We start from the raw sequence: 11,793 nt of genomic DNA, 5'->3' as shown, positions 1-11,793 counted from the left end.
TGGGTGTGTCGTGCTGTGGGGGTTGGTGTCTCGGTGGGGGGGGTGTTGGGGGGCGCGGGAGAGGGGTCCGGGTGGGGGCGGGGGTCAGCGCAGGCGGTCCACGGTGATTGGGATCAGGCCCTGGGCTCGGGCTTCGGTGCGTAGGCGGCGCAGGAGTGGTGCCAGGGTGGGGGTGGACGCGCCGTCGGGCTGGTCGGTGGCGAGGTCGACGGCCCAGGCCTGCTCGGCGCCGGTCCGGCGCAGGGTCCAGGTCACGGTCTGCCCGTCGAGGGTGCGCCGGGTGCGTCCGGCGATCCGCTGCGCGGCGTCGTCGGACCGGTCGAAGGGCTGCATCCGCCATCCGCTGCGCAGCCGCGCCAGCCCCTGCTCGGTGAGCTCCCCGGCCAGCTGCACCCGGTAGACGCGGCGCTCGGGGGTGGCCTGCGCGGGCACCAGGCTGGGCGGGGTGACGGCGGCCAGGTCCAGCCGGTCCAGGAAGTGGCGGCGCAGTGCGGGCTCCGCGAGCAGCTCGCCGCCGCCCAGTGCCCGGTACGCCGCGCTTGCGCCCGCCCGGTCGACGGGGGTCACCCGCGCCCGCAGCCGCGCGTCGTCGCGCAGCCCCCGGCTGAACGCCGCAGCGCTCCACCAGGCTCCACCGGCGGCCGTCCAACCCGCACTGTCCAGGGCGGACGCGGTGCCGTCGGGCCGCAGCACGAACTCCTCGAGGATGATGCCCTCCGGTGGCAGCGCGCGCTCGCGGGCCCGGATGTTGGCGAAGACCAGGTAGTAGTCGAGCTGCTCGGCGACATCGACGGCGACGGGGTGTCCAGCGCGGCTCATGGGCTCGATGATGCCGCCGGTGGCCGGTGGCGGTCACCGCGACATGCCGTGGGCGAAGTGTCGGATATCGATGCTTGACGGATGTCCTGTCCGACCCTGCGGGCTCGCTTCAGGACGGTCCGGGTGACGGCCACGCTCCGCCGGCCGCGGCGCGGGCGGCGTACTCGGCCAGGCTGCGCGCGGGGCGGCCGGTCAGGTCGGCTACCACGGTGGTGGGCGCGCTGTGGCCGGCGCTCTCCAGCGCGGCGAAGGCCCGGATCTCGGCCTCGGTCTGCTCCGGCGGGCTGCCCAGCGCCCGCATGCCCGCCCGGTACGCCTCGGCGCCGCCGTCGAAGCGCACCGGCCGCCCGGCGGCCGCGCCGATCACCTCGGCCGCCTCGGCGAAGCTCAGCGAGGCCGGGCCGGTGACCTCGTACGTGCGGCCGGCGTGGGCGGCCGGCTCGGCCAGCACCCGCGCGGCCACGGCCGCGATGTCGTCGGCGTCCACGAACGCGAACCGGGTCCCGCCGACCGGCACGGCCAGCTGTCCGGCCAGCACGGCGTCGCGGAAGAAGCCCTCGTCGAAGTTCTGGTCGAACCAGTCGGCGCGCAGCACGGTGTACGCCGCGCCGCTCGCGGCGACGTCGCGCTCGGCGGCCAGCAGCCGCCGGTCGCCCATCTCCTCGATGGAGCGGCTCGACAGCAGCGCCAGGTGCCGGATCCCGGCGGCGACGGCGACGGCGAGCAAAGCCGGGTCCACCGGGAGCTCGTGCGGGGCCATCAGGTACAGGCCGGTGGCCCCGCGCAGCACCGGCCGCCACGTCGACTCGTCCTGCCAGTCGAACGGTGTCGGCGTGTGCCGCGACGCGGGACGCGGGTCGTGGCCGAGCCGCCGCAGCTGCGCGGTGACCCGCCTGCCGGTGGTGCCGGTGCCCCCGAGGACGACGACGGTCATGACCCGTCCAGTTCCCCGGTGCCGCCGGCGGGAAACTCCGCGGCTGCGGCGCCGGGTGGTGCGTCGCACCGGGTGTGCGCCGGGTGCTTGCGCGGGCGGCATACGCTGCACCCATCATGACCTCGCCTGATGCCGCCGACGGCGGTCCACAGCAGACGGACCGGCCCGGCCGCGTCAAGCGGCTCGTCGAGTCGCGGCCGGTGCAGCTGCTCGTGGCGGTGTTCACCGCCGCCGCGCTGATCGTCGGCTTCACCAACGACATGTACGGCCTGTTCGGCGGCGAGCCCGAGCCCCCCGCGCAGCCGAGCGCGCTCGACGTCGAGCGCGCGTCACTGCTGCTGGCGCAGGAGTGGCCGTTCCAGAAGGCGATGTCGCTGCGGCCGGTCGGTGAGGCGGTCTACGCCGAGCGCATCGGCTGGCGCGCGATGCTGTCGATCGCCAACACCAGCGCCACGCCCATGGTCGTCGAGGACGTGGAGACCCTGTTCCCGCAGGCCGGCGGCAACGCGCTGCGCCGCGTCGACCGGGCGCAGACGGTGACGGTCTACCCCGACCGCGGTGACTGGATCAGGGTGAACGGGATGGGCGACAGCGAGCAGGGCGACGCCCGCGTCGAGCGGGCCCAGCCGCTGCCGCTGATCCTGCAGCCCGGCCAGCGGATCCTCATCGAGTACGAGCAGGCGTTCGAGTTCTGGTCCGGTGAGCAGCGGGCCCGCTTCGAGGTCGCCGACCGGTCCGGGCTGGTCGAGGCGATCGATCACATCGTGCCGATGAACCGGCTGGACGACGGCAGCCTGCAGTGCCCCATCGGGGTGCCGTTCGAGACGGTGGTGCGCACCAGGAACGGCGAGATCCGCAAGACGGTCCCGTACGCGCTGCTGGTGGCGGGCTGCGCGATCATCACGGGCGGGGCCGGCGAGGAGCGGATGCGCACCGGTGACGACCCGCTGGGTGACGGCTTCCCCTCGCTGCCGTCCTGAGGCGGCCGGATCTCGCGGCGGGTCAGGGTGACAGGCTGCGCAGGATGCGGACGAGGTGTTCGCGGTCGGCGGGCGACAGCGTGCCGAAGAAGCGGTCGGCCTCGGCCCGGCGGGCGGACTCGATGGCCTCGGCGGCGTCGCGGCCGGGGCCGGTGAGCGCGACCAGGGTGGCCCGGCGGTCGGCGGGGTCGGCGCGGCGCTCGACCAGGCCCCGGGCAGCCAGGTCGTCGACGACCTCGGTCGCCGAGCGCGGGGCGATGCGCAGCTGCTCGGCCAGCTCGTTCAGGCGCAGTGCCTGCTGGCGGTGGAGCACGTTGAGCGCCCGCGACTGCGAGGGCGTGATCTGCCAGGGGGCCAGGGCGTCCCGGGTCAGGTGACGCAGGTGGCGCGCCACCGCCCAGAAGGCCTCCGACAGGCCCGCTTCGTCGCGCTCGTCCACGGGAATACCGTACCAGTGGATGCGGTTGTAACCTCATAGTGAGGTAACCTCAGCATTCGACGGAAGGAACCACCCCTTGGACAGCCCCCCTCTGGAACGAGGCCGCCGCGGCGGCCCGCACACCGTGACCGCCGAGGAGAAGGCGCAGGCCCGCGAGGTCTCGCTGCGCCGCATCGGCGGCCTGTTCGCCGCCCACCGCGGGCAGCTGGCCGTGGTCGTCGCGGCGATCGTCGCCTCGTCCGTGATCGCCATGGCCTCGCCGTTCCTGCTGCGCGAGGTCATCGACGTCGCGCTGCCCCAGGCCGACCTGCGCCTGCTGGTCTGGCTGGTGCTCGGCATGGTCGCCGTCGCCGCGCTCACCTCGGCGCTCGGCGTGGTGCAGACCTGGATCTCCACCACCGTCGGGCAGCAGATCATGCACCGGCTGCGCACGGAGGTCTTCGCCCACCTGCACCGGCAGTCGATCGCCTTCTTCACCCGCACCCGCACCGGCGAGGTGCAGTCGCGCATCACCAACGACATCGGCGGTATGCAGTCCGTGGTCACCTCGACCGCGACGTCGGTCGCCTCGAACCTCACCACCACCGTCGCCACCGCCGTCGCCATGGCGGCCCTGTCCTGGCGGCTGTCGCTGGTCTCCCTCGTCGTGGTGCCCCCGGCCGTCTACCTGACCCGCCGCGTCGCGCGCATGCGCCGCACGATCACCGCCCAGCGCCAGCGCGAGCTCGCCGACCTCAACGTCACCATCGAGGAGGGCCTGTCGATCAGCGGCGTCCAGCTCAGCAAGACCACCGGCACCGGACCCGCGCTGGTCGAGCGCTTCGCCGCGTCGTCGAGCCGCCTGATCGACCTGGAGCTGCGTTCGGAGCTGGCCGGACGCTGGCGGATGGCCTCGATGAGCATCATCTTCGCCGCCATCCCCGCGGTCATCTACCTCAGCGCCGGGCTGCCCGTGACCGCCGGCACGATGAGCATCGGCACGCTGGTCGCGTTCACCGCGCTGCAGGCCAACCTGTTCCGGCCGCTGATGGGCCTGCTCAACGTCGGCGTCTCGCTGACCAGCTCGCTGGCCCTGTTCGCCCGGATCTTCGAGTACCTCGACCTGCCGGTCGACGTCGACGACCCCGTGCACCCGGTCGCGATCGACCCCGCCCAGGTCGCCGGGCACCTGCGCCTGGAGGACGTCACGTTCGCGTACCCGGGCAGCGGGACGGCCGCCGTGGCGGGCGTCAGCCTCGACGTCCCCGCGGGCACCTCGCTGGCCCTGGTCGGCGAGACCGGGTCGGGCAAGAGCACCATCGCCGCGCTGGTCTCCCGGCTCTACGACCCCGCCGCCGGTCGCCTCACGATCGACGGCGTCGACCTGCGCGACCTGCGGCTGGCCGATCTCGCCCGCATCGTCGGCGTGGTCAGCCAGGAGACCTACCTGCTGCACACGACGATCCGGGAGAACCTGCGCTACGTGAAGCCCGGTGCCACCGACGCCGAGATCGAGCGGGCCGCCCGCGCGGCACAGATCCACGACCTGATCACCGGCCTGCCCGAGGGCTACGACACCGTCGTGGGCTCCCGCGGGCACCGCTTCTCCGGTGGTGAGAAGCAGCGCATCGCCATCGCCCGCACCCTGCTGCGCGATCCGCGCATCCTGGTGCTCGACGAGGCGACCAGCGCGCTGGACACCGAGACCGAGCGGGCCGTGCAGCGCGCCCTCGACGAGCTCGCCCGGGGGCGTACGACGATCACCATCGCGCACCGGATGTCGACGGTCCGCGACGCCGACCAGATCGCGGTGGTCGACCACGGCCGGATCCTGGAGTCCGGTTCGCACCGCAGCCTCGTCGAAGGCGGCGGCCGCTACGCCGCGCTCGCCGCGTAGCGCCGCCCGGCCGGTCCACCTGGCTTCATTGACCAGGCAAGATGGCCGGTCGACCAATGTGGAGCAGATGTCGCGCCGCGGGCGAAGGTGACCTGGGTCACTGTGTGCCTTCCCGGTGCCAAGGGCGTCGGTTAGCCTTACCTAACTTTAGGCTGCCCTTCCTTCGTGAGAACGGAAAATCCCCCCATGCGCATCTGGCGTCCGATACTGGCCGCGGCGGCTCTCAGCCTGACGCTCGCCGCCTGCGGCTCGACCGACACCCCCGAGACGGCACCGTCGTCGTCCGGCCCGTGGCAGTTCACCGACGGCTCCGGCGAGGTCGTCAAGGCGGACAAGACGCCGACCCGGATCATCGCGCACGCCGGTGAAGCCGCCGCACTGATGTCCTTCGGCATCAAGCCGGTCGGCATCTACGCCGACGAGTCGGTCAAGACCGACCCCAACATCAAGGGCCTGGACCTCACCGGCATCGAGATCCTCGGCGAGGAGTGGGGCAAGATCGACGTCGAGAAGGCCGCCTCGCTGCGCCCCGACCTGATCGTCGCCGACTACTGGCCCGCCGAGAAGGCCCACAGCGGCCTCGAGGAGGGCGTCGACGAGAAGAGCAAGAAGCTCAAGGAGCTCGCCCCCGTCGTCGGCGTCTCCCAGGGCAAGTCGATCCTGGACCTCGCCCAGGGCTACGAGAACCTCGCCAAGAGCCTCGGCGCCAAGGTGGACTCCCCGGAGATCGCGGCGGCCAAGACGAAGTTCGAACAGGCCCTGGCCACGTTCAAGGAGGCGGTCGCGGCCAAGCCCAACCTGACCGCCCTGGCCATGTCCCCGGCCGACGACAAGGTCTACGTCGCCAACCCCGAGTACGCGCCGGAGCTGCTGGACTTCCAGAAGTGGGGCCTGAAGGTCGTCAACCCCGACAAGCCCGACCCCGGCTTCCCGTACTGGGAGAACCTCAGCTGGGAGAACGCCGACAAGTACCAGCCCGACCTGATCCTGTGGGACGGCCGCTCCTACACCGACACCGCCAACGCCGAGTGGGGCAAGAAGCAGCCGACCTGGTTCTCCATCAAGGCGGCCAAGTCCGGCGCGGTCGTCGCGTGGCCCGCGTACTGGCTGCACACCTACGGCCACTTCGCCACCGAGCTGGACAAGCTCACCGTGGCGATCAAGGCCGCGGACGAGAACATCGGCAGCTGACGTCCCCCGGATGAACAGCTCAACAGTGCGGGCACGGCGAGCTCTGGCCCTCGGGCCCGGGCTCGCCGTGCTCTGCGTGATCCTCGCCCTGGTCGCCTTCCTCAGCATCACGCTCGGCTCCCGCTCCATCGGCCTGTCCGACGTGCTGCGCGCCCTGGCCGGCCTCGACGGCGGCAGCTCCATCGAGCACACCGTGACGCTGGAGATGCGGGTGCCGCGTACGCTGCTCGGCATCCTCGTCGGCGCCGCCCTCGGCGTCGCCGGGGCGGTCCTGCAGGGCGTCACCCGCAACCCGCTCGCCGACACCGGCATCATGGGCGTCAACTCCGGCGCGGCGGCCTTCGTCGTCCTGGCCATCACCGTGCTCGGCATCCGCGGCGTCGGCTTCTACATCTGGTTCGCGTTCGCGGGCGCCATCGTGGCGACCCTGCTCGTGTACGCCATCGCGTCGCTGGGCCGGGAGGGCGCCACCCCGGTCAAGCTCGCCCTGGCCGGGGCGGCCGTCACCGCGGGCATGGGCTCGCTGACCACCGGCATCGTGATGACCAACGTGGACGCGCTCAACGAGCTGCGCTTCTGGCAGGTCGGCTCGCTCGCCGGCCGGTACGCCCCGATCCTCACCGGGGTTGCGCCGTTCCTGCTGGTCGGCCTCGTCGCCTCGCTGGCCTGCGGGCGGGCGCTCAACGGCCTGGCCCTCGGCGAGGACATGGCCCGCGGCCTCGGCCAGCGGGTCGGCCTGACCCGCGCGGCCGCGTTCGCGATCGTCGCCGTGCTCGCCGGCGCCGCGACCGCCGCCTGCGGCCCGATCGTCTTCGTCGGACTGGTCGTGCCGCACCTGGCCCGGTTCATCTGCGGGCCCGACTACCGCTGGATCCTGCCCTACGCCATGCTGCTCTCGCCGATCATCCTGCTGCTGGCCGACGTCGTCGGCCGGGTCGTCGTCGCCCCCGGCGAGCTGCAGGTGGGCGTGGTGCTCGGCGTCCTGGGCGCACCCGTGTTCATCGGCATCGTCCGGTACGGCAGGTTGTCGGAGGCCTGACATGACCACAACCGCCACCCCGGCCACCGCCACGCCGCGCACCGGCACCGCCGCCGCCCTGCGCGCGACGCGCCGCCGCCGTGCCGCGCGCGCCCTGGCCGTGACGACCGGGCTCACCGCCGCCGTCATCGGCCTGTTCGTGCTGACGATGATGGTCGGCAGCTTCCGGCTCACCGCGCAGGAGGTCGTCACCTCGGTGCTGCACCTGGCCGACGTGCCCAGCGTCGACTTCGTCGTGCGCGGCCTGCGGCTGCCGACGGCCCTGTCCGCGCTGACCGTGGGCCTGGCCCTCGGCGCCTCCGGCACCGTGTTCCAGCAGCTGCTGCGCAACCCGCTCACCTCGCCCGACTTCGTCGGCATCACCTCCGGCGCGAGCCTGGCCGCCGTCACCGGCATCGTCCTGTTCCAGGTCGGCGGGCTGCTCGTCTGCGCCCTGGCCCTGGGCGGCGCGGTCGGCGCGGCCCTGCTCATGTACGTGCTGGCCTGGCGCGACGGGGTCAGCGGCTACCGCTTCATCCTCATCGGCATCGGGACCGCCGTCTTCTTCGAGGGCGTCACCGGTTTCATGCTGACCAAGGCGGAGCTGTTCGAGGCCCGGCAGGCCATGCACTGGCTCACCGGCTCGGTCGGCCAGGCCAGCGACGACGAGCTGAAACTGCTCTCCGGCGCGCTCGTGGTGCTGCTGCCGCTGGCCGTGCTCCTGTCCCGCAGGCTGCGGGTGCTCGAACTCGGCGACGACTCCGCCCGGGCCCTCGGCGCGCGCGTGGAGATCACCCGCGCGGTGCTGCTCGGCACGGCCGTGCTGCTGGCCGCGCTCGCGGTCGCGGTCGCCGGCCCGATCGTCTTCGTCGCCCTGGTCGCCGGCCCGATCGCCAACCGCCTGCTCGGCCCCGCCACCGGCGGCATCGCCGCGGCCGCCCTCGTCGGCGCGGCCCTGCTGCTGACCGCCGACCTCGTCGCCGTCCACCTGCTGCCCACGCCGCTGCCGACCGGGGTGGTCACCGGCGCCGTCGGCGCGCCGTACCTGCTGTGGCTGCTGGCCACCACGAACAGACAAGGAGCAGGCGGATGACCCGACTGCGCGCCGAGGGGCTCACCCTCGGCTACGACGCCCGGACGGTCGTACGCGACCTCGACGTCACCGTGCTCGACGGCAAGGTGACCGCGATCGTCGGTGCGAACGCCTGCGGCAAGTCCACGCTGCTGCGCGGCCTGGCCCGGCTGCTGCGCCCGCGCGCGGGGACCGTCCTGCTCGACGGCAGATCGGTGGCCGACCTCAGCACTTTGGAGGTCGCCAAGGTGCTCGGGCTGCTGCCGCAGGCCCCGGTCGCCCCCGACGGCATCACCGTCGCCGATCTCGTCTCCCGCGGCCGCTACCCGCACCAGGGCTGGTTCCGCACCTGGACCGACCGCGACCACGACGCCGTGGCGCGGGCGCTGGACGCCACCGACACCGCGGAGCTGGTCAACCGCCCGCTGCGGCAGCTGTCCGGCGGGCAGCGGCAGCGGGTGTGGGTGGCGATGGCCCTGGCCCAGGACACCGACCTGCTGCTGCTCGACGAGCCCACCACCTTCCTGGACATCAACCACCAGGTGGAGCTGCTGCGTCTGCTGCGCCGGCTGAACGCGGAGTCCGGCAAGACGATCGTGGCGGTGCTGCACGACATCAACCTCGCCAGCCGCTACTGCGACCACATCATCGCGATGGCCGGGGGCGCCATCGTCGCCGAAGGCACCCCGGGTGAGGTGATCACCGCCGAGCTGATCGAGAAGGTGTTCGGCCTGGCCTGTGTGATCGTGTCCGATCCCGTCGCGGGTACGCCGATCATCGTGCCGGCCGACTGACGAGCGGCCCGGCCGCCGCGGCCGCCTTGCGGGCGGCGTCGGTGTCCCGGGACGGTGTCGCCTTCAGGTGACAACTTGTGGGTTGTCGTGACAACCCACAAGTTGTCACGACGCACGCGGTATGCGGCGGCCACCGGCACGCGCTGCGCCGAGGACGGGTCAGCGTGGAGCGGTTCCATCGTCCACGATGGCCGGATGGATGCCGACTCTTCCCACCGGACACATTGGATTACCGTCGTCCTGTCGATCGCGGGTGTGTTCCTGCTCGGGTACGGCGCAGTGCTGCTTGTCATTTTCACGGTGCGCGCCGTCGACCCGCTGGGCGAGGAAGCGGCCCGGCGGGAGGCGGATCAGGAGGCCCGCATCGGTGCCGAGCAGACGCTGTCATGGGCGGAGCGGCTGCTCGCGGAGCAACCCGAGCTGCGCAGGCCCGAGCGCGTGCGCGAGCTGGCCGACACCCTCGGCAAGCGGACGCTGGCCGCGCACGCCGACGAGGCGGGCAACGTCACGCTCGATCTGGTCATCACCGGTGACGGCAGCAGCGGCCTGTCCTCGTACACCACGCGCATCTGCGTACGGCTGTCCGCGCCGGCGGCGGGCTACGCGACGATGACGGACGTGCCCTGCCCGCCGTACTGAGCCGCGCGAGGGCTGTTCCGGCAGGGGCCGGCAGGCGCGCCCGTGCCCGTGGGACGGGCCTGGCCGTCGAAATCTCATTGACAGCATGCGTGCCTGGTGGGTTCGCTCTGACCGCGAATCGTCGACAGACAAGGACTCCATTCAGTGAGCGACACGCCCGATCTCGGTCCCGTGCCGAAGCGCATCGACGTTCCCGCTGAGCTCGTGAGCCGGCTCGTGGCCACCCAGTTTCCGCAATGGGCGGGCCTGCCCGTCACGCCGGTGGCCAAGGGCGGCTGGGACAACTGGACCTTCCACCTCGGGCCGCGGCTGTCGGCGCGGATGCCCAGCGCTGCCGAGTACGCGCAGGCGGTGGAGAAGGAGCACCGGTGGCTGCCGGTGCTGGCGCCCCGCCTTCCGCTGCCCGTGTCCACCCCGGTGGGGAAGGGTGAACCCGGTGCGGGCTATCCCTTCCCGTGGTCGGTCTATGCCTGGCTCGACGGCGAGACGGCGAGCGCCGACCGCATCGCCGACCCGGTCCGGTTCGCGGTGGAACTGGCCGAGTTCCTGTCGGCCCTGCGGCAGGTCGATCCGTCCGGCGGCCCACGTCCCGGGATCCACAACTGGTTCCGCGGCGGGACCCTGCGGACCTATGCCGGCGTGGTGCGTGACGCGCTCCCCAGGCTGGCCGGTCACGTCGACGTGGACCTGGTCGGCGGGATCTGGCGGGACGCGCTCGACGCGCCCTGGGACGGGACCGACATGTGGTTCCACGGCGATGTCGCCCAGGGCAACATCCTGCTCCGCGGCGGGCAGCTGGCCGCTGTCATCGACTTCGGGACCTGCGGCGTCGGCGATCCGGCCTGTGACCTGGCGATCGCCTGGACGCTGCTGACCGTCGAGGGACGGCAGGCGTTCCGGGAGAAGCTGGCCGTCGACGAGGCGGAATGGTCACGGGGGCGGGGCTGGGCGCTCTGGAAGGCACTCGCCACCTACCCCCACACACCGGACGACGGCGACGAGGCGGACAACTCCGCGCGGCGCGTCCTCGACGGCATCATCGCCGAGTACGTGTCGCTGCGGCCGTAGCGCTGCGGGCGACGTCACCGGCCGTGAGGCGCTCACTGCGATCACGACGGTCCGGACGCGGCGCGAGGGCGTTGCCGCGAGCGCGTGGCCGCTCGCTGAGGGGTTCGGCCGGCGGAGGTGCCCGTGTCGACCCGCCTGCGCCCTTGATGAAGGAAACATACAACAAACCATAAATCTACGTAAGACATCTTCATAGATACATGCACATGCGATAGATTCACGCCCGTCCAGGTTCCCTCGCCCCCCAGAGGTGTACACATGAACGGAAACCCCGGCCTGCGCCGGCGCACCCTGCTGGCTGCCGCCGCAGGTGTCGCCGTTGCTCCCTTCGCGGCCGCACCGGCCTTCGCGGCCGCGCCCAAGGTCTACATCGACCCCGGCCACGGGGGCACCGACCCCGGCGCGGTCGCCAACGGCCTGCAGGAGAAGACCCTCACCCTCAACATCGCCCTGCAGACGCGCGACATCCTCAAGGCGAACTGGAACGTCGACGTGCGCATGTCCCGCACCACCGACGTGACCCGCAGCCTCACCTACCGCACCGACGACGCCAACGCGTGGGGCGCCGCGATCTTCGTGAGCATCCACATCAACGCCGGCGGCGGCACCGGCTTCGAGAGCTACCGGTATCCGGGCGTCGGCGCCACCACCGTGCGCCTGCAGAACCTCGTGCACACGAACGTGCTGAGCCAGATGCGCACGGTCGCCTCGGTCACCGACCGCGGCCAGAAGTCGGCCAACCTGCACGTGCTGCGGGAGAGCAACATGCCCGCCGTGCTCACCGAGAACCTGTTCATCGACACGCTGGCCAACGCCAACCTGCTCAAGCGTGCGGACTTCCTCACGGCCACCGCCCGCGGGCACGCCCGCGGCATAGCCGCCTTCTTCGGTCTCTGACGTCGCACCCGCGCGCGGTGCGGCCGGGCCCCCCGCCCGGCCGCCCCGCCCGCGGCCGGGGCGATG

General features: G+C 72.5%; 12 protein-coding genes. 9 read left to right on the top strand and 3 right to left on the bottom strand.

The window, feature by feature from the left end:
* Positions 1–84: 84 nt before the first annotated feature.
* Both AB0J67_RS35310 and AB0J67_RS35305 read right to left on the bottom strand, forming a co-directional pair.
* The gene (locus tag AB0J67_RS35310) at positions 85–819 is read right to left on the bottom strand and encodes a hypothetical protein (RefSeq protein WP_363489137.1); all 735 of its coding nucleotides are present in this window, start codon (positions 817–819) and stop codon (positions 85–87) included.
* 109 nt (positions 820–928) lie between these two features.
* Positions 929–1,753 (bottom strand): NmrA family transcriptional regulator, encoded by an 825-nt coding sequence (locus tag AB0J67_RS35305; RefSeq protein WP_363489135.1) that lies wholly within the window; start codon positions 1,751–1,753, stop codon positions 929–931.
* A gap of 116 nt (positions 1,754–1,869) precedes the next feature.
* Here AB0J67_RS35305 and AB0J67_RS35300 point away from each other — a divergent pair, with 116 nt between their 5' ends.
* On the top strand, positions 1,870–2,733 hold the full coding sequence (locus AB0J67_RS35300) for a hypothetical protein (protein ID WP_363489133.1): 864 nt from the start codon (positions 1,870–1,872) through the stop codon (positions 2,731–2,733).
* Between the two features lie 22 nt (positions 2,734–2,755).
* Here the strand turns inward: AB0J67_RS35300 and AB0J67_RS35295 are convergent, their stop codons facing one another.
* On the bottom strand, positions 2,756–3,172 hold the full coding sequence (locus AB0J67_RS35295; RefSeq protein ID WP_363489131.1) for a MarR family transcriptional regulator: 417 nt from the start codon (positions 3,170–3,172) through the stop codon (positions 2,756–2,758).
* 76 nt (positions 3,173–3,248) lie between these two features.
* On the opposite strand from AB0J67_RS35295, the gene AB0J67_RS35290 reads away from it, so the two are divergent.
* From AB0J67_RS35290 to AB0J67_RS35255, 8 genes are all read left to right on the top strand, one after another.
* A complete protein-coding gene (locus AB0J67_RS35290) occupies positions 3,249–5,048 on the top strand; it encodes an ABC transporter ATP-binding protein (RefSeq protein ID WP_363489129.1) in 1,800 nt (599 codons plus the stop codon).
* A gap of 186 nt (positions 5,049–5,234) precedes the next feature.
* Positions 5,235–6,239, top strand: a complete 1,005-nt coding sequence (locus AB0J67_RS35285; protein ID WP_363489127.1) for an ABC transporter substrate-binding protein — start codon at positions 5,235–5,237, stop codon at positions 6,237–6,239.
* Between the two features lie 10 nt (positions 6,240–6,249).
* A complete protein-coding gene (locus tag AB0J67_RS35280) occupies positions 6,250–7,278 on the top strand; it encodes an iron chelate uptake ABC transporter family permease subunit (protein WP_363489125.1) in 1,029 nt (342 codons plus the stop codon).
* 1 nt (position 7,279) lies between these two features.
* The gene (locus AB0J67_RS35275; protein ID WP_363489123.1) at positions 7,280–8,350 is read left to right on the top strand and encodes an iron chelate uptake ABC transporter family permease subunit; all 1,071 of its coding nucleotides are present in this window, start codon (positions 7,280–7,282) and stop codon (positions 8,348–8,350) included.
* Positions 8,347–9,123 (top strand): ABC transporter ATP-binding protein, encoded by a 777-nt coding sequence (locus AB0J67_RS35270; RefSeq protein WP_363489121.1) that lies wholly within the window; start codon positions 8,347–8,349, stop codon positions 9,121–9,123. Before AB0J67_RS35275 ends, AB0J67_RS35270 begins: the two co-directional genes overlap by 4 nt.
* Positions 9,124–9,318: 195 nt before the next feature.
* Positions 9,319–9,762 (top strand): hypothetical protein, encoded by a 444-nt coding sequence (locus tag AB0J67_RS35265; protein WP_363489119.1) that lies wholly within the window; start codon positions 9,319–9,321, stop codon positions 9,760–9,762.
* Between the two features lie 204 nt (positions 9,763–9,966).
* The gene (locus AB0J67_RS35260; protein ID WP_363489117.1) at positions 9,967–10,830 is read left to right on the top strand and encodes an aminoglycoside phosphotransferase family protein; all 864 of its coding nucleotides are present in this window, start codon (positions 9,967–9,969) and stop codon (positions 10,828–10,830) included.
* Positions 10,831–11,088: 258 nt separating this feature from the next.
* On the top strand, positions 11,089–11,727 hold the full coding sequence (locus AB0J67_RS35255; RefSeq protein WP_363489115.1) for an N-acetylmuramoyl-L-alanine amidase: 639 nt from the start codon (positions 11,089–11,091) through the stop codon (positions 11,725–11,727).
* Positions 11,728–11,793: the final 66 nt, after the last annotated feature.

Origin of the sequence: Catellatospora sp. NPDC049609, from assembly GCF_040675365.1 — a bacterium.
GTDB lineage: Bacteria > Actinomycetota > Actinomycetes > Mycobacteriales > Micromonosporaceae > Catellatospora.
This window is presented reverse-complemented; position numbering and strand designations above follow the sequence as displayed.

Excerpts from the sequence above, each read along its gene's own strand:
- AB0J67_RS35310 (WP_363489137.1), bottom strand. The coding sequence starts at position 819 with ATGAGCCGCGCTGGACACCCCGTCGCCGTCGATGTCGCCGAGCAGCTC.
- AB0J67_RS35305 (WP_363489135.1), bottom strand. The coding sequence starts at position 1,753 with ATGACCGTCGTCGTCCTCGGGGGCACCGGCACCACCGGCAGGCGGGTC.
- AB0J67_RS35300 (WP_363489133.1), top strand. The coding sequence starts at position 1,870 with ATGACCTCGCCTGATGCCGCCGACGGCGGTCCACAGCAGACGGACCGG.
- AB0J67_RS35285 (WP_363489127.1), top strand. The coding sequence starts at position 5,235 with ATGCGCATCTGGCGTCCGATACTGGCCGCGGCGGCTCTCAGCCTGACG.
- AB0J67_RS35280 (WP_363489125.1), top strand. The coding sequence starts at position 6,250 with ATGAACAGCTCAACAGTGCGGGCACGGCGAGCTCTGGCCCTCGGGCCC.
- AB0J67_RS35275 (WP_363489123.1), top strand. The coding sequence starts at position 7,280 with ATGACCACAACCGCCACCCCGGCCACCGCCACGCCGCGCACCGGCACC.
- AB0J67_RS35270 (WP_363489121.1), top strand. The coding sequence starts at position 8,347 with ATGACCCGACTGCGCGCCGAGGGGCTCACCCTCGGCTACGACGCCCGG.
- AB0J67_RS35265 (WP_363489119.1), top strand. The coding sequence starts at position 9,319 with ATGGATGCCGACTCTTCCCACCGGACACATTGGATTACCGTCGTCCTG.
- AB0J67_RS35255 (WP_363489115.1), top strand. The coding sequence starts at position 11,089 with ATGAACGGAAACCCCGGCCTGCGCCGGCGCACCCTGCTGGCTGCCGCC.